At 32.5% G+C, this 21618-nt stretch carries 15 protein-coding genes; 9 read left to right on the top strand and 6 right to left on the bottom strand.

Annotated elements, in window-relative coordinates; genetic code table 11:
* Positions 1-26 precede the first annotated feature (26 nt).
* The 3 genes from BLW23_RS04960 (at position 27) to BLW23_RS04950 (ending at position 4794) form a co-directional block, all read left to right on the top strand.
* Complete coding sequence (locus BLW23_RS04960; RefSeq protein ID WP_093668112.1) at positions 27-2996, top strand: M16 family metallopeptidase; 2970 nt, start codon at positions 27-29, stop codon at positions 2994-2996.
* 142 nt (positions 2997-3138) lie between these two features.
* On the top strand, positions 3139-3882 hold the full coding sequence (fabG, locus tag BLW23_RS04955) for a 3-oxoacyl-[acyl-carrier-protein] reductase (RefSeq protein ID WP_093668111.1): 744 nt from the start codon (positions 3139-3141) through the stop codon (positions 3880-3882).
* Positions 3883-4071: 189 nt separating this feature from the next.
* On the top strand, positions 4072-4794 hold the full coding sequence (locus BLW23_RS04950; RefSeq protein WP_093668110.1) for a hypothetical protein: 723 nt from the start codon (positions 4072-4074) through the stop codon (positions 4792-4794).
* 65 nt (positions 4795-4859) lie between these two features.
* Here the strand turns inward: BLW23_RS04950 and BLW23_RS04945 are convergent, their stop codons facing one another.
* Positions 4860-5510 carry a DUF937 domain-containing protein gene (locus BLW23_RS04945; protein ID WP_093668109.1) on the bottom strand — a complete coding sequence of 217 codons (651 nt, stop codon included), beginning with the start codon at positions 5508-5510 and terminating at the stop codon, positions 4860-4862.
* A 133-nt stretch (positions 5511-5643) separates the two neighbouring features.
* Here BLW23_RS04945 and BLW23_RS04940 point away from each other — a divergent pair, with 133 nt between their 5' ends.
* From BLW23_RS04940 to BLW23_RS04915, 6 genes are read left to right on the top strand one after another with little or no spacing between them, the layout of a single operon-like run.
* On the top strand, positions 5644-6969 hold the full coding sequence (locus BLW23_RS04940; RefSeq protein WP_093668108.1) for a dicarboxylate/amino acid:cation symporter: 1326 nt from the start codon (positions 5644-5646) through the stop codon (positions 6967-6969).
* A 58-nt stretch (positions 6970-7027) separates the two neighbouring features.
* On the top strand, positions 7028-8059 hold the full coding sequence (gshB, locus tag BLW23_RS04935; protein WP_093668107.1) for a glutathione synthase: 1032 nt from the start codon (positions 7028-7030) through the stop codon (positions 8057-8059).
* Positions 8049-8894, top strand: coding sequence for a sulfurtransferase (locus tag BLW23_RS04930; RefSeq protein ID WP_093668106.1), 846 nt, complete (start codon positions 8049-8051; stop codon positions 8892-8894). The genes gshB and BLW23_RS04930 overlap by 11 nt, the downstream gene beginning before the upstream one ends.
* A complete protein-coding gene (locus BLW23_RS04925; RefSeq protein WP_093668105.1) occupies positions 8895-9224 on the top strand; it encodes a hypothetical protein in 330 nt (109 codons plus the stop codon).
* A 27-nt stretch (positions 9225-9251) separates the two neighbouring features.
* Positions 9252-10082, top strand: a complete 831-nt coding sequence (locus BLW23_RS04920; protein ID WP_093668104.1) for an N-formylglutamate amidohydrolase — start codon at positions 9252-9254, stop codon at positions 10080-10082.
* A gap of 19 nt (positions 10083-10101) precedes the next feature.
* On the top strand, positions 10102-11262 hold the full coding sequence (locus BLW23_RS04915) for a flavohemoglobin expression-modulating QEGLA motif protein (RefSeq protein ID WP_093668103.1): 1161 nt from the start codon (positions 10102-10104) through the stop codon (positions 11260-11262).
* A gap of 212 nt (positions 11263-11474) precedes the next feature.
* On the opposite strand, the gene BLW23_RS04910 is transcribed toward BLW23_RS04915, so the two are convergent.
* From BLW23_RS04910 to BLW23_RS04890, 5 genes are all read right to left on the bottom strand, one after another.
* The gene (locus tag BLW23_RS04910; RefSeq protein WP_255362736.1) at positions 11475-12146 is read right to left on the bottom strand and encodes an alpha/beta hydrolase fold domain-containing protein; all 672 of its coding nucleotides are present in this window, start codon (positions 12144-12146) and stop codon (positions 11475-11477) included.
* A gap of 442 nt (positions 12147-12588) precedes the next feature.
* Positions 12589-15318, bottom strand: coding sequence for an alpha-amylase family glycosyl hydrolase (locus BLW23_RS04905; RefSeq protein WP_093668102.1), 2730 nt, complete (start codon positions 15316-15318; stop codon positions 12589-12591).
* An 85-nt stretch (positions 15319-15403) separates the two neighbouring features.
* Positions 15404-16759: a SusE domain-containing protein gene (locus tag BLW23_RS04900; RefSeq protein ID WP_093668101.1), complete on the bottom strand. Its 1356-nt coding sequence runs from the start codon at positions 16757-16759 to the stop codon at positions 15404-15406.
* A gap of 16 nt (positions 16760-16775) precedes the next feature.
* Entirely contained in the window at positions 16776-18332 is a 1557-nt protein-coding gene (locus BLW23_RS04895; protein ID WP_093668100.1) for a RagB/SusD family nutrient uptake outer membrane protein, read from the bottom strand.
* Between the two features lie 12 nt (positions 18333-18344).
* Complete coding sequence (locus BLW23_RS04890) at positions 18345-21443, bottom strand: SusC/RagA family TonB-linked outer membrane protein (protein WP_093668099.1); 3099 nt, start codon at positions 21441-21443, stop codon at positions 18345-18347.
* Positions 21444-21618 lie beyond the last annotated feature (175 nt).

The following is a 21618-nucleotide window of genomic DNA, read 5'->3' as shown; positions in this document are numbered from 1 at the left end:
TATTTTAATCAAATACTATATTACTTATGAAAAACATTAAAGTTCTGTTTTTATGTTTGTTAGTTGTTGTAATTGCTTCTTGTAAGCAATCAGGTACTTCAACTAATATTATTAAAACAGAGAAAAAAACTGATGCAAGCGGTTTAGCCTATGAAACTGTTTCAAATGACCCAACAGGATTACGTTTATATACTTTGGAAAATGGATTAAAAGTATATTTAAGTAAAAATACTGATGAACCTAAAATTCAAACTTACATTGCTGTGAGAGCTGGTTCTAATTATGATCCTAAAAACTCAACGGGATTAGCTCATTATTTAGAACATATGGTGTTCAAAGGAACTCATAAAATTGGAACCTTAGATTGGGAAAAAGAAAAGGAATACCTAAAAAAGATATCTGATTTGTATGAGCAACACAGAACAGAGGAGGATCCTGAAAAAAAGAAGGATATTTATAAGGAAATCGATAAGGTTTCATTAGAAGCTTCAAACTTTTCTGTAGCCAATGAATATGATAAAATGACAGCTTCATTAGGAGCTACTGGTACAAATGCGCATACATGGTTTGAGGAAACAGTATATAAAAACAAAATCCCAGCGAATGAGTTAAACAAGTGGTTAGACTTAGAAGCTGAGCGTTTCGGAACTTTAGTATTACGATTATTTCATACAGAATTGGAAGCGGTTTTTGAAGAGTTTAATAGAACGCAAGACAGTGATTTCAGGAAACGCCACTACAGAAAATTAGAAGGTCTATTCCCAAATCATCCATATGGTCAGCAAAGAACTATTGGGACTTCTGAACACCTAAAGAACCCATCATTAGTGGATATTCATAATTATTTTGATAAATATTATGTGCCAAATAATATGGCGGTAGTATTAGTTGGTGATTTAGATTTTGATGCGACTATTAAAAAAGTAAACGAAACTTTTGGTAAAATGGAAAAGAAAGAATTAAGCCATCCAACTTTACCTAAAGAAGAGCCAATTAACCAACCGATTATTTCAGAAGTTTTTGGGCCTACAGCTGAAAGTGTATCTATAGCTTTTCGCTCGAACGGAGTAAATACAGAAGAAGAGAAATTTGTTACTTTATGTGACATGATCATGTCAAATGGTAATGCTGGATTGATAGATTTAAACTTAAATCAAAAACAATTAATTCAAAGAGCCTCTTGCTCTCCAACATTTTTAAATGATTATGGATATCATTCATTTAGTGGAAGCCCTAAATCAGGCCAAACGTTAGATGAAGTAAAGGAATTATTACTAGAGCAAATTGAAAAGCTTAAAAAGGGAGAGTTTGATGAATGGATGATAGATGCCGTTATTAACGACTTAAAGTTAAGCCAAACTCGCGAATATGAAAATAATACAGCATTAGCAGGTGCTTATTATAACGCTTTTATACACCATGAAAATTGGGAAAGTAAAGTTAAATTTTTAGAAGATTTAAAGAAAATCAGCAAGAAAGAATTAGTGGAATTTGCTAATAATTTCTACAAAAATAATTACGTTCTTACCTACAAAAGAAAAGGAGAAGATAAAAGTATTGTAAAGGTAGAGAACCCTGGAATAACTCCTGTAAATTTAAATAGAGGAAAAAGTTCTGATTTCTTAAAGTCTTTTAATAAAAAAGAGTCTTCATTATTACAACCAAAATTTATTGACTATAAAACAGCTATTAAAACTAGTAAAACATCTAACGACATAGAAGTTTCTTACGTTCTAAATGAAAAGAATGATTTGTTCGACTTGAATATCATTTTTGATATGGGAAGCGATAACGATAAGAAGTTAAGTTTGGCTGCTGGATATTTAGAGTACTTAGGAACAGATAAATACTCTGCCGAAGATATTAAGAAGGAGTTCTATAAGCTTGGTGTAGACTATTATGTGAGTGCTCAAAATGATAAAACGTATGTTGGATTAAGAGGATTAAAAGAGAATTTACCTAAAGGATTAGAGTTATTAGAGCATTTATGGGATAACGCAAAGGCTGACCAAGAAGCTTATGATAAGTACGTTGAAAAAATTTATAAAGGACGTCAGGATGGTAAAACACAAAAAGGAAACATTCTTTGGGGTGGATTAATGAATTATGGTATGTATGGTGAAAATTCTCGTTTAAGAGACATTATGCAAATTGATGAATTAAAAGGTATAAATCCGGAAGACTTAGTGAACTTAGTAAAAGACATGAAAAATTATAAGCAACGTGTATTTTATTATGGAAAGGAAGTTAATAAAGCCATTGCAGCTCTAAACACACATCATAAAATTTATGGTGAATTAAAAGAGTATCCTGAGGCTAAAAATTATGAGCATACAGAAACAGGAGGTAATGTATTTTTTACAAATTACGATATGGTTCAAACGGAGTTACTATTCTTAGCGAAGGGAAAGCCATTTGATCCTAAAAATTTGGCAGCTTCTCGTTTATTCAATACGTATTTTGGAAGTGGATTGTCATCTATCGTTTTTCAAGAAATAAGAGAAAGTAAATCATTAGCTTATTCTGCATTTGCTGCCTATGATGACGCTAATAAGAAAGATGATCCTAATTATGTATTGGCGTATGTGGGAACTCAAGCGAACAAACTATCACAAGCGGTTGATGCTATGATGGATTTAATGAATAATATGCCAGAGGCAGAAAAGCAATTTAAAGCGGCGAAGGAAGCTACTCTTAAAAAAATTGCTGCTCAAAGAATTACGAAGTCTAGTATTTTTTGGTCGTATGAACGATTAAAAAAATTAGGTATTGATAATGATAACCGCGAGGAAATGTACAATACCATTAAAAACATGACCATTAAAGATTTAAAAGGATTCTTTGATCAAAATATTAAAGGAGAATCTTATAATGTAATGGTAATAGGTAATAAAAAAGATCTAGATGTTAATTCACTTAAGAAATTAGGTAAAATTACAGAATTAGATGTTGATTATTTATTTAATTATGTTGATAAAAAAGAAGTAAAGCAATAGTTTATCGCTAAATTTCTTTACCAATTATAAAACTCATGAAATACAACTTTCATGAGTTTTTTATTTTTTAAATCTTAGCAAGATCTTTTGAAGTACTAGCTATTATCTTATATTTGCCCTTTGTTAAAAAACAACTAATTACATGAAACTTTTAGAAAATAAAACAGCCATAATAACTGGAGCTACTAGAGGAATTGGAAGAGGAATCGCAATTGAGTTTGCAGAGCAAGGATGTAATGTGGCATTTACCTATAATTCATCTGTAGATGCAGCGAATGCTTTGGAAAAGGAATTAACAGATTTAGGAGTTAAAGCAAAGGGGTATCAATCAAACGCGGCTGAATTTGAAGCGGCTCAAGATTTGGCAAAAAGTGTATTAGAAGAGTTTGGAACTATTGATGTTTTGATAAATAATGCAGGTATTACAAAGGATAACCTTTTAATGCGTATTTCAGAATCAGATTTTGATAAAGTAATAGAAGTAAACTTGAAATCTGTTTTCAATTTAACTAAAGCAGTCATTCGTCCAATGATGAAACAACGTGCAGGGTCTATTATTAATATGAGTTCTGTAATTGGATTAAAAGGAAATGCTGGGCAAGCGAATTATGCAGCCTCTAAAGCTGGTATTATCGGTTTTTCTAAATCAGTTGCTTTAGAATTAGGGTCTAGAAATATTAGAAGTAACGTAATTGCTCCTGGTTTTATCGCTACAGAAATGACGGCTAAATTAGATGAAAAAGTAATTGAAGAGTATAGTGCTTCTATTCCATTGAAGAAATTAGGACAACCTAAAGATATTGCAAATGCTTGTGTGTTTTTAGCGTCAGATATGAGTTCTTATATTACCGGACAAACCTTATCTGTTGACGGAGGAATGTTATAAAAAATATAAAGATATCCACATATAAAAATCATCTAGAATTAAAATCTGGGTGTTTTTTTTTTGCCTTATTCTAACTCAAATGAATTTAGTAAATAATGTATAATGATATAAAATAAATTTAACGTTTTTAAGTTTTCTTTAATAATTTAACCAAATAGACATAATGTTTAATCAATAATTCTAATTATTATGAAAAACTTAATCAAACTTACATTATTATGCTTAATCATTTCATTTGCCTCTTGTTCGGAAGAGTCGAATATTAACGCACCAGATTCTTATGAGAAGGGCATAGACAAGGAGGTGATAGAAACTACAACAAGAGGAATTCAAACAAGTTGTAATGTTTATTCTACAACAAACGTTAAGAATTGTAGAAATAGTATTGAAACATTTAGGGTTTCTACAGACTTACCGAATGCAATGTTTTCTTGGAGTGTTTCCTCTGCTCAAATGAGTATCATTGGAGCTTCTTCTGGGCAAACGGTGACAATAAAGTACGGTTCGAATTTCACGGGAGGTAATTTAAGAGTAGATATCACGTCAAATGCTCCAAATAGTAATGTGCAATGTGATGATATTCTTTATCTCCCTTATCAAAATTGTACATATGATCCTTGCAGTATTTATCCTTCAGCTTATATACAGGAAACTATACCCGCATGTTATCCAGCATCTCATCCATATGGAAGGTATAACTTGGCTAATTATTCTGGACCTAGTAATAATGTAACTTGGTCAGTTAATTATGGTACGGTTCTTTTAGATAGTGGAGCAGTTCAAGTTCATGTTGCGGCCGCAAGTCTTCATCCGTTTACATTAACAGCAACTATTAAAGAAGGAAACTGTACCAAGAAAGTTTCTAAGGTAATTTATCCTTGTGATTCAGGAGGTGGAGGTTTTGGTAAATAAATAATTTTAATAATAAATAATAAAACCTGCTGATTCAGCAGGTTTTATATATTTTATAGAGTTGGTTACTTCTTTCCAAATAAACCTCCTAAAAGACCTCCTAAAAGACCTCCTCCTGAAGATTTTTGATTTCCTCCGCCTAAAACCATTCCAGCGACGTCATCAATAACACTTCCGTCTCCATCAGCATCTAAAATTTGCTCTAAAAAACTTTGTTCCTTTTGAGTTGAGTTACCACCAAGTAAACCACCAAGTAAACCACCTAAGTCTCCTGAACTATTAACGCCATTATCTCTAGATTGTTTACCTAAAACTCCCATTAAAAGAGGAGCTGCTGTTTTTAATATGTTAGCCACAGAACCAGCATCAACACCAGATTTTTGACTAATAACTTGCTCAACGCCTTGTTGTTTGTTTCCAAGAACGTGTCCTAAAATTTTACTTCCATCTTGAATAACATCTGTATTCACTCCACCTTTAAATAAATCTCCTAGATTATCTAAAATACTTCCATCATGTTTGTTAGATAAAGCACCCATTAAACCTTCCGCACCTTCTGGTGTTGAAGCATTTCTTTGCATTGCTTTCATTAGAACGGGCAATGCCATAGTAAGCACATTTCCTGTTTTATTTGAGTCTTGTCCAGTCGATCCAGCTACTCCTGATATAATTGTTTTTCCTAGGTCGCTGTTCAATAAGTCTAAAATTCCTGCCATGTTTTTGATTTAATTATTAGAGGTTAGTAAATTACATATACATTATATGAGACACAAGTTACAAATTTTAGGTCACACTTTTTTTAAATTATTATTTATACTTTTATCATTCTGAAAATAACAAACTAATTATATGAAAAAATTAGCACTTCATTGGCAAATTTTAATAGGAATGCTTGTTGGTATTTTGTTCGGTTTAACAATGACTTCTGTAGAAGGCGGGAGCACATTTGTAGGAAACTGGATAAAACCATTAGGTACAATTTTTGTAAAACTTTTAAAGTTAATAGCGGTTCCTTTAATTATAGCATCACTTATAAAAGGAATATCGGACTTAAAAGATATTTCTAAATTTAAGAATATAGGATTTAGAACAATCGGTATTTATGTTGGAACAACGGTAATTGCTATAACCTTAGGACTCCTATTGGTAAATATTGTGAAACCTGGTGATGGTATTTCTGAAGAAACCATTAATAAATTAACAGAAACATATGCGAATAGTGGTAGTGTTCAAGCCAAAATAGCAGAGGCTACCAAGCAAAAATCAAGTGGACCATTACAATTTATGGTGGACATGGTGCCTGATAATGCTATAAAAGCAATGGGAAGCAATAAATCAATGTTACAAGTAATATTTTTTACCATTTTTCTAGGTATATCAATGCTATTGATTGGTGAAAAAAAATCTGACCCATTAAAGAAATTTTTCGATTCTTTGAATGAAGTTATTTTAAAAATGGTAGACCTTATAATGCTTTTCGCACCATATGCTGTATTTGCTTTATTGGCAAATGTTGTGGTATCATCTAACGATCCCGATTTGTTACTTGCTTTATTAAAATACGCCTTTACTGTAGTTGGTGGTTTATTATTAATGGTTGTTTTTTATATGATTTTAGTCGGATTGGTTGTAAAAAAGAACCCATTATGGTTTCTTAAACAAATTAGCCCAGCACAATTATTAGCATTTTCAACAAGTTCTAGTGCTGCAACTTTGCCAGTTACCATGGAAAGAGTAGAAGAGCATGTGGGGGTTGATAAAGAAGTATCGAGTTTTGTGTTACCTGTAGGTGCTACAATTAATATGGACGGAACCAGTCTTTACCAAGCGGTTGCGGCTGTTTTTATAGCTCAGGCTTTAAGTTTCGATTTAACTTTTGGAGATCAATTGACTATAATTTTAACGGCATTATTGGCGTCTATTGGCTCCGCTGCTGTGCCTGGTGCAGGAATGGTTATGTTGGTTATTGTATTGGAAGCTGTAGGATTTCCAGCGGATAAATTAGCTATCGGATTAGCACTAATTTTTGCTGTAGATCGCCCATTAGATATGTGTAGAACAGTTATTAATGTAACTGGAGATGCTACTGTTGCATCGTTAGTAGCGAAATCGGTTGGAAAATTAGGAACTCCCAAACCTAAAAATTGGGATGATCATTACGATGAAGTTAAATAATAGTGAAATTCGATATTAATTAGGACATAAAATTATTAACATACTTATTAGATTTTAAATGAATATTTGTTTTTTGATGTATCCATGGGATGAGATTAACCCTGAGAAAGATTCTTCGCTAACATTAATACATGAATGTGCGAAAAGAGGACATGGAGTTGCTTTATGCTCACCTTCTAATTTGACAATTAGAAATAGTGTAACAAATGCATTTTGTTCTATTTTGGAAAGAATGGATAAGGTTCCAACGAGTGTTAAGTCGTATTATAAAAAAGCTACTTTAAGGGAGGAAATGCTTCCCTTAGCGGGGTTTGATGCAATATTCATGAGAGGAAATCCACCATTGGATCCTTTAATGTTAAACTTTCTTGATTCTGTTAAAGATGATGTTTTTGTAATTAACTCGGTTGAAGGGATGCGAGAAGCAAATAATAAATTATATACGGCGGTATTTGAAGACCCTAATAATGAAATTATTCCCGTTACTCATGTTTCCAAGAATAAGAATTATTTGATAAAAACTATTGAAGAATCTGAGTCCGAAAAAATGATACTAAAGCCATTGAATGGTTATGGTGGGTCAGGGGTAATTTTGATAGAGAAAACGGCTATGAGTAATATCAATTCTTTACTTGATTTTTATATTAGTAAAAGTGATGGAGCATCTGATTATGTAATTTTACAAGAATATATTGAAGGTGCCGATAAAGGAGATGTTAGAATATTATTGTTAAATGGTGTTCCGATTGGTGCAATGAAAAGAATTCCTGGAGACAAAGACCATAGATCGAATATCACTGCCGGTGGAAGAGTTGAAAAACATAAATTAACTCCAGCCGAAAAAATACTTTGTAATAAAATAGGTCCTAAACTCGTAAAAGATGGGTTATATTTTGTAGGAATTGATGTAATTGGAGGGAAATTAGTAGAAGTAAATGTTATGAGTCCTGGTGGTATTACATATATTAACAAAGTTTCGAAGGTAAAATTACAAGAGAAGGTGATTGACTTTTTAGAAAGTAAAATTTTGGAAAAAAATGCAGCTTTCAAAAGAATGACTGATTTAAAAAGAAGGGTAAATGAAGCTTAAAGTGAAGTCTCCGTTAGTTGTAACGTCTTGGTTAAATCATCATTTATACGCTGAAAATCTAGTAGTATTAAATGGTACAATTAAAAAAGTAGGAGGAAATATTGAAAGTAATATTGAAGAAAAACAGATTCCCAATGCTATCTTTTTTGATATCAAGAAGAATTTCTCAGATACAAGCTCTGAGTTTCCAAGTACAATACCTTCTGCACAACAATTTCAAGAAGAAGCAAGAAAAATAGGAATCAATCAAGATAGTTGTATTGTAGTATACGACAATTTAGGAATTTATTCAGCTGCTAGAGTTTGGTGGCTTTTCAAAACATTTGGATTCGATAATGTAGCTGTATTGGATGGGGGATTTCCTGCTTGGCAAATAGATGGTTTTCCAGTTGAAAATGAGGTTAGCCATTCAAGAGTAATAGGGGATTTTAAATCGGACTATCAAGCTAACAATATTCGTTTTACGAATGATGTTCTGGATAGTATAGCGCATAAGAAAAATTATATTCTCGATGCTCGATCGGCAGGCAGGTTTAATGCAACACAACCAGAACCTCGAATAGATTTAAAAGGAGGTCATATTCCTACCTCGTTGAGTTTACCTTACACCCAATTATTAGTAGAAGGTAAAATGAAGACCGAAGAAGAACTCGAAGATATTTTTAGAAGTAAATTAAAAAAAGAAAAACCATTAGTATTTACTTGTGGATCTGGCATAACGGCTTGTATTTTAGCATTAGGAGCGAATATTGTTGGAATTACTAATGTGAGTGTGTATGATGGTTCATGGACTGAATGGGCAAGCACACCTAATTTACCAATTGAAAAGAAATAAATGATTAATATTTGGACTAAAGAAGAGTTTACAACTTACGTGTTACTATATGTTGCACATTGCAATTATATTGAAACAGAAGAAGAAAGTGATTATATTATATCTAAAATAGATGAGGATTTATACAACAAAATACACACGGAGATTGTGATGGATATTGATGAGAAAGTAAAACTCAATAAAATTAAAGATTATTTAGATCAGAATAAGTATAATCATGGAGAGAAAAAGGAATTACTCAATGACATTAAAAATGTAATATTTGCAGATGGTACTGTTGATAATTCTGAGAAAAAAGTGTTTAACTATTTAGTTAAAATATTAAGTTAGTATGCTGTTACACTAATTTTGATTTGAATGGAAAAATTAAGTATTCATGATATCATTCTGAAAATTGAAAAGCAAGAACTTTTTGAAGCGGTGAGCGAGGACTATTCTTTTACTTTAAAAATTGACTCTTATTTACCATATGTTTGTGCCGCTGTGCATGATGGTCATCAATTTAGAAAAGAGTTATGGGATAATTGTTTACATACTGAATATGAACGTTGGTATGAAGAAGATCCCGCTACTAAACAAATGATTCAATCGCACCCAATTGTAATAGCGGGAATGGATTCTCGTTTTGAATATGACTTAAATAGACCTCCTCAAACAGCGATTTATAAGGATGCTTGGAAAGTAAGGTTATGGAAATCATCTTTAAGTTATGATCAGCGGAAGAAGAGTCTAGAAAAACATGCTAATTTCTATAAAGTAGTTCACGCCTTGATAGGGAAACTAGAAGAGAAATTTTCTACTTGTATAGTTTATGATATGCATTCTTACAATTGGCAACGTTGGGATAGAAAAGTCCCAACATGGAATCTAGGGACAATAAATGTTGATAACTATAGATTTTCTGATGATATCGAATCTTGGCGAAAAATTCTTGGGAAAACACCGTTTCCAAATGAAATTGAGAGCTCTTCAAAAGTAAACGATACATTCCAAGGAAATGGATATTTTCTAAAGTATATTACTACTAATTTTAAAAATACATTGGTTTTAGCTACCGAAATAGCAAAGGTTTATTGTAATGAATTGGAACAAATCTTATATCCTGAAGTAGTTTCGTCCGTTGAAGAATATTTAAAATTGGTTTTACCAGAACACGCTGAGAGCTTTTACAAAAAGCACAAAAAATAATATAATTAAGAGTAGTTGTATGCAGAATTGTATAAAAGTTGAAAAAGATATACTTTTTAAAATTGATAGAAAGATTGATAAATTAGTAAAAAAAATAGAGCTTTTAAGTTATATAAATCCTATTAATATTGAAGAAGAAAAGGCTTCTTTTTTCAAGTCGAAGTATCTAACCGACCCTAATTTTAATTATCCAGAAAAGGATTTTGATAAATTTAAAATCCATCAGAAGTTTTTTACACAACCAATAGAATTGATCAGAGATGAAAAAATTCGAAATCTATATGAGGAAATAATTTACTATTATTCTGGTATTGTTCGTTGTATAGAAACGATTGGAGAGGGAAAAAAATTTTATTACAATAGTTTGCAGTCCTTTGGAACTCCAACTGAGTTAGATGTAGAAAATGCCAAGTTCATTTTACATTTTGAAGAAGAAGATGACAATGATTCAGTTTTTGAACCAAAATATTCTTCTAAAGAAGCGGAAGGTATTTTTAGAGAATATGATGAACGCTATGATTTTGAGTACAATATAAAAGAATCTTCTGTAATGGGAGCAATTGCTATGGTACTAAATAGTAGTCAAACCTTGGTGCTCAATAGTAGACATACTTATTCAGAAAATGAAATGGCGATTTTAACCAATCATGAAATAGGCGTACATATGGTAACCACGATCAATGGTTTGTCACATAAATTGAAAATATTTTCACATGGATTGCCAAATAATGTAGAAACTCAAGAAGGTTTGGCTGTTTTTAGCGAATACATGTCGGGAAACTTAACCATAAAGCGTTTAAAAGAATTGGCATATAGAGTAATAGCAGTTGATAGTTTAGCGAAAGGGTATTCTTTCTCTAGAACATTTAGATTACTTCATAATTTTTATGATTTAGATCGAGAGAAGGCTTTTCACATTACAACTCGAGTGCACAGAGGAGGAGGTTTAACTAAAGATTACTTGTACTTAACAGGATTAAAGCAAGTATATGATTATTATAAAGCAGGAAAAGATTTAAGTATTTTACTTACAGGGAAGGTAACCTTAAAATATGCAGATGATATTCAATACTTAATCGATAAGGGACTTGCTTTAAATTCAAAGTTTATTACAGATTCATATAGTGAAAATAAAAACACTAATAAAACCCTAGATTTTATCTTAGATAATTTAAAATAAAATCTAGAAGCTATTATTCACTAAAGTTTCTTGGTAATTTATGAACTCCAAAAATAGCTCTTGAGTGTTTCCCTTTGTCTTCAAGTACTTTTAAGAAAAGATCAGAAGCGCCATTAACAACAATTGGAGAATCATCCCAGTTTTCTGTAGATTGAAAGTAAGTATCTATATGGTTTAATCCTTCAATGAATGCTAAAGTTTAATTTGTGAAGTTATTGCTCATTTAAAATGTTAATAACCTTTTGCAAAGCAAGCTTTGCTTCTCTCATAATAGGTAGTAAAGGCCAATTATGCGGCATACTTTTACCTTGAATAACCTCTAAATTGATATTGGCATTAATAAGCTTTTTAATAGCTAGTTTTTGGTCAGGATAAACAATATCATACTCGGCAATGAAAATTGTGGTTTTTGGAAACCCTTTAAAGCTACCATATAGCGGAGATATTATGGGATCTTTTAAATCTATTCCTTGAGCACATAATAGTTTTGAACTTAAAACCCCTTTTTTTGATAGCATAACATCCTTAAGATCGATTTCATCTATTTCGTTATTGGTCATTGAAGAATCCATTACAGGGCAAATTAATATAATTTGTGAAGGAATAGGTTTCTTGAGTTTAATTAGTCGTTGGGTAAGTGAAGTAGTTAATGTTCCTCCCACCGAATCTCCAATTAAAACAATGTTTTGTGAATCATAAAACTCCAAAGCTTTTTGATATACAGCGTCTATATTTTCCGAGATAATTTTTATATTGTTTTCAGGAGCTTTAGGGTAATTACATAACCAAATTGTATAATTGGTTTGTTCATAAATAGATTTTATGGAATCCCAATGATGTTTAGCTGGCCCCGATATGAAAGCTCCTCCATGAATAAATATCAATAATTTTTTAGATTCACTTTAAGTGATTTTTGTGATTTCTGAGTTTAAAATAGTAAACCGCGATACGTGTTTGCTTTTATAGAAGTTGCTTTTTGGAATAAAAAGATCTTCTTTTCTAAGCCTATGATAATCGATAGGGTCTGCGCTGAAAATCTTTTTTATTCCTTTTAGTTTAAGAACGGAGATGATTAAATAGTAAGTTAAACTTAGCTTCATTGAATAAAGAATTTATCTCTTTTTTTATTTGAAATTACTGTAGAAGAAAATGATGTTTTTTCTTTATACAAAGTATAAAATTTAAAACAAAAAACGATAAAAAAATGGAGTCTCTTATTAATTAAATATGAGACTCCATACGGTTATAATAAATAATTAATTAACTGATTAGTTAAAACATAAAATCTCAGACACCGGTTTTAATCTGAAGATTTATTTTGTTAAATTACCTCTTTATAAGTTTCTTTACAACTCTTTTTTTCATTTTTGATTCTATTTCTACAATATATAGTCCTGAATTTAGCTCTTCTATTGAATAGTTTGCGTACTTATTAAAATCTCCTTTAAACTGTTTTATGAGTTTTCCCGATAGGTCATAAATAAGAACATTTAAGGCTTCTTGGTTTATTGAAAACTCAGTAGTACTAGGATTAGGATACAAAACAATGAGTTCAGTAGGAAGATCAATATCTGGAGAAATTGATAATGGATTTTCAAAGGCAGTAGTACTATAAAGCCTGTACTCTCCAGGTTGTAAGGTAATTGCTTCCGATACATTATTAACAGTTATGCTAGAACTTGTAAAGTACTCGTACCAAGTTCCTGTATTCGTGAAATTAGGGTTTATGCTTTTTTCAACTACATCGAAATTACCGATAATAACAACATTATTAGAATTATGATTTAAATTTATTCGTTTAGAAAGCCCAGAAACATCCATGTCGACATCATTGGTGGAAAAAACATCATGTTCTTTTCTTAAAGCAATTAAAGTCGCCCAAGTATTGTATATGCTTTTTCTTTCTGCGTTCGAATAGTAATCCCATCTCACAGGTTTTCTGCCAGTTCTACCATTTTCGTCAATACTAATATCGTATCCAAGTTCACCAAATTGCCATATCATTTTGGGACCTGGAATGGTAAAAAAGAAAAGACCCGCCAATTCTTCTCTTTTTAACGCGGTATTCAAGTCTTTAACACTGTAATCTCCATTGGAATTTCCATATTGAATATTTTTATACATCAACCGTTCCTCATCATGACTTTCCATATAAGTTACTAAGTGCGGAGAGTTAAAATCTCTACTTTTATAATATCCCCAAGATATATCAGCATCGCTGTCATATCCCATAGTGTTTTGGTTGTAATTATGAGTCATTTTTCCCCAAAGCATCATTCCTGCATTAGCAAGAGTTTTTTCCTCTGAATTATCAGCTAAATGTTCTAAAATGACATAAAAGTCATTTCCATGTGCATTCCAAACATAATTAGCATAGTCCGTTAAACGATCGATGCGATTTTGATTATAGTCATTTCCCCATTGATCACCTGAAGTAGGGTAGAAGGTATTGGTAAAGCCTTTTGTAAAATCGAATCTATAACCATCTATTTTATACTCTGTGATCCAATAAGACATAACATCTTTAAAATATTGCTGGGTATAAGTAGATTCATGATCAAAATCAAATCCAAAACGTAACGCTCCGTTCTCAAAATTATGATTGTCATTATAGAAAGGATTATTACTGGTGGTTCCGTTTGAAGTATCAAAATTGTACATTTCCAATAAAGGACATTGGCTGTAAGAATGATTAAAAACCACATCAACAATAACTGCTATTCCTTTTTGATGACATTTATCTACGAGTTCTTTAAATTTATTTTTAGTCCCATAAGCTTTATCCAATGCAAAAAAGTGAGATACATTATATCCCCAGCTATCATTTCCTTCAAACTCATTTATTGGCATTAGTTCTAAAGCATTAATACCTAAAGATTCTAAATAATCCAGTTTATTAATGACCGATTGAAAACTGTCGTCCTCAGAGAAATCTCGAACTAATAATTCATAAATAATTAATTTATCCTTTAATGGTTTTGTAAAAGAAGTGTTTTGCCAAGTATAATTGGTTTCATTTATGTTAAATGTAGAAACAATTCCAGAGGCATTGCTAGGGAATTCTTTTAAATTAGGATAATTAGATGCCGAGATGTATTGATCATTCGATTCATCTAAAACTTTTTCGGCATAGGGGTCAGCAATTTTTTTCTCATAATCAATAAAATATTGATATGCATATTCTTTATTTTGATCAAACCCATCTAATGTTATCCAGAAATAATCACCATCTTTTTTCATTTGATAATCTTCATGCAATGCCCAATTATTAAATTCTCCAATTAAAAAAATATCAGATTTTTGAGGTGCTAATAAGACAAAATTTACAGAATTATCTGAATTAAAAGTAACACCATTTTTTATCTGATTAGGCCTGGTTTCTGATACAGTTGGTGTTTTTATATATACATTAATAATACTTTCCTTTCGAGTATTACCAGCAATGGCTGCTGCTTTTATTATATGATGTCCAGAAGTAGAGAATGTATAATCTTTACTAATCGAGGTGGCATTGTTATTAATCTCGATTGATGTATCATTAACAAACAATTCTAAATCTGCATTTAATGTAGTCTCAGCTGAAATGGACACAATAGTATTTAAATCGAAAACTGAATCAGCATTTGGTGCTGTAATTTGAATATTTAAGTCATTCGAAAAAATAGTAATATGGTAATCTGGTCTTGTCTGTTGAGATCCGTCAGCAGATCTAGCAACTAAGTTTAGTTCAGATATTACTTTTGAGTCATCAACGCTGTAATAGCTATATACATTAGTTGTAATAATTAATTCGTAGGAATTTGATGTTACTTTGGTAAATTTAGGTTGTGTGCTATTATCTCCCCAACTACCAATAGTATTTTGCCATTGAGCCCCATCAACCGTAACACCTGTATGAGCATAAATATCTCCATTGTAATTTTCAAGTTCGGTACCAGCAGTATTTAACGAAATAGTTATTTCGTCACTAACGGTCGGTGTTCCGGGTGATGTAGCTACTTGTGCTTTTAAAATATAACTAAAAGCTAAAAAAAAGAGTAGGAGTAGTTTTTTCAAATGAATAGGTTTAATATTGAATGTTTTATTTACTGTTAAAAAAATAAAGTCTGTGACGTTTTATAATCACAGACTTTGGTAGGCATTATAACGAACTTATAGTGTATGTAGGATTACTATTATCGGACAAGTCCATGGTTATTCTGAATTTACCAGCCGTTGAAGGAATATTGGCGCCTTCAGCTTCTAGTGTACCATCATTTCCATCGTCTCCGAAATTAGTGGTCCAGTCTTCATTTAATCTAAATTTAATTTCACCATCTAGTAAAGTAACGTTGTTGGCTATGTAAATTCCTGGGTTTACCTGAGTAAAATTGAAGTCGGGGCCGTTATTACCCCAATCATTGTATCCCGATCCAATAATTCCCCAAACATCATTAGCTTCTATTGTATAGGTATTATTATTGAAATCGATAGTTACTTGGTAAAACCCGGCAGTAGAAACAATATTATCGCCTCCAGCAGCTAAGTTACCATCCGTTCCTCCATAGTTTGTTGTCCAATTATTGTTTAGTCTGAATTTTATTTCACCGTCTAATAATTTCACTCCAACTTTGAAGGTATCGGTTGTGTAATCATAATGAAACTCAGCATCAGGACCATCATTACCCCAGTCGTTAAATCCTGAACCTATAATTCCCCATGAATAACTTTCTATGGTATAAGTGTTAGTATTCAAGTCTAAGGTTATTTTATAGGTTCCTGCTGAAGACACAATATTTGCACCTCCAACTTCCAACGTTCCATCGGCTCCGTCATCACCTAAGTTATTAGTCCATTCATTATTTTCTCTAAGCTTTATTTCACCATCTAATAACGTAACATAAGCTACTAAAACATTGGCTGTATTCGTAGTATAAAATGGAGCATCTGGTCCAGCATTTCCCCAATCATTGTATCCAGAACCAACAATTCCCCATGAAGAAATTTCTATTCCAGAACCTTGAGTGATTTCTGGAAGGGTAATATTCATTACCATAATGTCTGAAATACTTTCTGGGGCATCCGTTCCTCCATTGCCGACAAAAGCTCTTACTCTAAAGTATACTAACCCCATGTTTGGTTTATCATCAGTGGTTGGATCATTATCTAATCCAGCAGTTTCAGCAAGTGCTAATAATTTATCAACGGTTACACTCATATGCGTATCGTTGGTAGTTCCAAGAGATTCGAAGGAAGCGAAATCTTGAGTAATTGAAACTTGTAGGTCATAAGTTACTTCAGTGGCAGTACCTATAAAAACAACTGAATTCCAAACAAAGCGCTCTGCTATATTACCTGAAGTTTGAGGGGTAATAATATATTCATTTAATAAGGTGTTGGTAAAAGCAACACTATCTTGCGGAGCTTGCACTGTAAACTCCAGATTATCATTGTCTTCGCAGGCAATAAAACCTAAAACGAAAACGAAAGTTACCATTAGTGAGATTATTTTTTTCATGATGTTTTCTTTTGTGTTAGTAACCAGGGTTTTGAGTTAAGTTAGGATTCGCTTCAAGAGCCGTTAAAGGAATTGGAAATAATTTGTAGGTATCAGGGATTGCCGTTCCATTAGCTGTATTTCCTTTCCAAGGCCATAAGTAATTTCCACCTGTAAACATTCCGAAACGAATGAGGTCAGATCTTCTATGTCCTTCAAGGTTTAATTCCCTCGCCCTTTCGTCAATAATAAAATTTAAGGTTAATTCTGATAGACTAACAGTACTGGCATTTGATCGACTTCTAACCATATTTACATAGTTTAAAGCAGTTGACATATCGGCTGAACTTGCTCCTCTAATAGCACATTCCACGTAAATTAAGTAAGCATCTGCTAATCTAAATAAAGGGAAATCTGTATTAGCGAATTCTGTTGAAGTTGTTGAACCATTTACGTTCGTGTTTCTAAATTTTATAGAAGGAAATCCGTCAGTCCATTTTTTATAGTCACTCATGTCAAAAGCATGATTTTCCGTCCAGAATAGTTTCGCTCTTTCATCAGAGCAGGCTATCAAAGCAGAAACATCAGTTACCCCTCCGCAGTATTTTCCATACCAGCCTGAACTAGCTCTATGACCACCCCAGCCACCTGTAGCTCCATAATCATCTAAATTCATGGTGTCAGAAGATAAACTTCCATTAATTATATATGTCGTGTTCCCATAACTTTGGCTATTAACAGCATTGGCAATTAATGGAAATATGATTTCAGGAGAAGTGTCGTTGTCTCCTGAAAAATTATTGACAAACTCAGGAGCCAAAGAATAACCACCATTGTCAATTACTTTTTTAATAAAACTAGCGGCTTCGTTATAGTGAGCCGTACCAGTATACACTTCGGCATTTAAGTAAAGTTTAGAGAGTAACATTTGAACAACAGCTTTATTCGCTCTACCATAGCCATTTGACGCAGCAATGGTTGATTCTATAGCCAATAACTCTGACTCAATATAGTTGAAAATCTCTTGTCGTGAAGCTTGAGGTAAAGGCTGAGAAGTTCCAATGTTTTCTTCGGTAGCCAATACACCGTTTCCAAAAGCATCAATTAAGTAATAATAGGCTAAGGCTCTTAAAAAACGAACCTCACTGATTATATTTTCTTGATCATTGACGGTAACATTTCTCATTACCGATAATAAATTGTTAGCCTGCGGAATCGTATAATATATTCTATTATATAAATAACGAAAGAACTTGTTGTTTTCATCCCAGTTAGAAGTCGTCGTTAATTGATCTAAACCATCATCTCCCCATCTATTTTTCATTCCATCAGAAGTGAAATCTTGTAGGTTAATAATACCTCTTAAAAAAGGAGATTCTCCAGCATCGTCATCAATGTCTGAACTTCCTGGACCTTGAACGCCAGATAAGGCATATGATGCGTAAAGTCTGGATAAAATACCTGAAATAGCATTTGGATCTTGTTTTAATAATTCTTCCAACGTTAATTCAACTTCAGGTTTTGTATCTAAATCACTTAGGCATCCCGAAAATGATGCTGATATGATAAGTATAAGTATTAGAAATTTTTTCATAATTAATAAGAATTAAAAATCTACATTAACACCAATTGTATAGGTTCTTGGTCTAGGATAGAAGTTATTGTCAATTGAGTTAAAGTTTTCAGGATCTTGACCAGAATAATTCGTTATGATAAAAGGATTTGCTACCGATCCATATAATCGTACCATTCCATTTTTCAATAACTGATCAAAACGATAGCCTAAAACAATATTTTCACAACGTAAGAATGAAGCATCCTCTAGATAATAATCTGAGAAACGAACGTTTCCGTTGGTATTGATAAAATTAACATCTGAAGCTCCATTATAGAAATCTAATACATTGGTTAAACTATTTGAATTTATTGGAATAGCATTATCACGCCATCCATTGGTTAATTTTTTAGCATTGTATACTAAACCTCCAATCTGTCCTCTGAAGTTTGACGTTAAATCCCAATTTTTATAGCTAAAGTTCAACCCAAAACCATATGTCCAATTGGGGCGCAATGGTCTGTAAAAACGATCATCATTATCGATGATTCCATCATCGTTTAAATCGGCATGAGCTCCCCAAATTGGGTTGCCTGAACTATCATATAACTGCTTAAATACCCATGCTGAATGTGCTTGCAAACCAACAGGCGAATAGGCTAGATTAACTCCAGTACCGACTGGTAGGCCACCATCGGAAGAAACAATTCTTGTAATGTCCTGCAAGCTTGTGATTTCAGTTTTATTGTAAGCAACGTTGGTATTAACATCGAATCTGAAGTTATCGTTTTCGTATGGAGTAGCATTTAGAGCAAGTTCAAAACCTTTACTTTCGGTTTCTCCAACATTTTTAATGAATGAACTCCCTAATCCTTGTCCAGGAGCCACAGGTACTCTAGCAAGTAAATCGGTTGTATTTCTTTGGAAAATATCAAATGAACCAGAAATAACATCGTTTAAAAAACCAAAATCTACACCTAAATTATAAGTGGTTGATTTTTCCCAAGTTAAGTTCTCGTTAAATGCAATAGCAGAATAGATATTAACGCCATCTAAATATTGACTAGAGGCATCTCCTTGCGAAAATAATGGAGTTGAAGGATAAAAACCAACGGCACCTGTAATATCTTGTTGCCCAGTTTTACCCCATCCTAGTCGTAATTTTAATGTATTTACAAAATCTACATTTTTAAGGAAATCTTCTTCTTCAATTTTCCATGCTAAGGCAGCAGCGGGGAAATAGCCCCAGCGCTTTGAAGGTCTAAACAAAGAAGATCCATCGGCTCTTAATGATAAAGTTACTAAATACTTATTGTCAAAGTTAAGATTAGCCCTACCAAAAAACGACTGTAGGTTTAATTCATTGAAGTATCTATTTGTAGGGTTCTGAGGGTTTGGCTTTATTTCCCTTAATCCTGTTTCTGTATTATATCTAAAAATTTCTTTACTTCCTTCGTTTCGGAAATTTTGATAAGAGTATCCTCCTTGAAGCTCGACTTTCGATAGAAATCCTTCAAGTTGCTTATTGTAAACTAAATAAGCATCCAAGGTTGTATTCGTAATGTTTTGATCTTCGGTATAGTTAATACCCGGATTAAAAACTGCACTTGTTTCGGGGTTTGTATCACTAGCATTGAATTGTCGAGTGGCGATTGCATTTTCTATAAACTCTTCCTTTATTTCTGTTTTTGATGTTTCCAATCCTAAATTTAAAACACCTCTAAGCTCCGATAAAAAAGGCATGGTATAATCTAACTCTACATTCCCTAAAAGTTTATAGACTCTTTCTGGTCTAGTCCTTTGCAATAATAAAGCTACAGGATTGAATTGTCCATCTAATAAAAGTTTTGTTGCTTGACTTGGATCTTCATCATTAAATCTAGTTGATTGGTAAAAACCTCCAAAACCATTAGTGCTGCTATCATAAATAGGTTTGGTAGGATCCATATTAATAGCTCCTCCAAGTGCGCCACCTTCATCTATTACATTTTTATCTGCATAAATACCTTTAGCATTTACATCAACTTTTAATTGATCGTTTAAAAATTTGGGTGTTAGCCTTAAAGATAACGAATAACGTTCATAATCATTAGTTTTAACGATACCTTCACTTTTCGTATGGCCAAAAGAAAAACGAGCAGGAACTTTATCAAATAAAAATGCTCTTGCACTAAAATTATTATTTGTAGAAACGGAAGTTCTATAAATAGCTTCTTGCCAGTTAGTATTGGATAAAATACGACCCTCAATCTCTGGTGTACTTAAATCGTCAGTAGCAGTAGTTGTTGGATCATCAATTCCTAAAAGATTAGTCTGAGTAGGATGATATGTCTGAATAAATTTCGTAAACTGAGTACCATCCATCACATCGAGAGTACGACCAACGATACCAATAGAAACATCACTTGAAAAGTTAAACTTTACACCGCTATTAGTTCCTTTTTTCGTTGTTATTAAAATAACTCCATTAGAAGCCCTTGAACCATAGATAGCGGTAGCAGAAGCATCTTTCAATATTGAGAAGTTTTCAATATCATTTGGATTTACTAAGGTAAGCGGATTACTTACACCAGCTGGATTCGTAGTATCAATAGGAACTCCATCGATAACAATCAAAGGAGAATTATTAGCGTTTAAAGAAGCACCTCCACGAATTCTAATATTGGGTGCTGCGTCCGGCTGACCACCAACCGAAGTGATTCGAACACCAGGAACTTTCCCTTGTAGTAATTGTTCAGCACCTACCACAGGTGTTTTATTAAAATCTTTTGAGCTAATTGAGGTAACGGATCCAGTTGCGTCTTTTTTTGTAGTAGTTCCATATCCAACAACAACAACCTCATCGAGTTGTTGAGAATCTTCTTGAAGTTGAATAGTACCCTTTAAGCTTGCCCCAATTGTATACTCTTGTACTATAAAACCAATAGCACTAAAAACAAGAACATCTCCAGATTTAACGTTTCCTACTTGGAAATTTCCGTCAAAATCTGAAGATGTTCCTTTTGTAGTTCCTTTAATAACTACATTAACTCCTGGAATTCCATAACCGGTAGTTTTTTCTATAACCGTTCCTCTAAAATTCTGTTGAGCAGATAATTGAGAAGATGTCAGTAATAAAATTCCGAATATAACTATGTTTATATACTTCATTTGTTTAGGTTAAATACATATAAATTTGATATAAAGAATTATCAATAATTTTGCTTCCACAGGGGTGAAGATAGAAAGAAAAATAGCTGCTCAGCTACTGTAAATGCTACGAAAACGATTTCGTGTTGATAAGTTTTTATGGCATATATTAACGGTTTAATAAAACTAACCGAAG

It is taken from the genome of Tenacibaculum sp. MAR_2009_124 (genome assembly GCF_900105455.1).
GTDB lineage: Bacteria > Bacteroidota > Bacteroidia > Flavobacteriales > Flavobacteriaceae > Polaribacter.
Note: the sequence above shows the minus strand (reverse complement) of the source record. Positions and strands in the feature narration are given on the sequence as shown.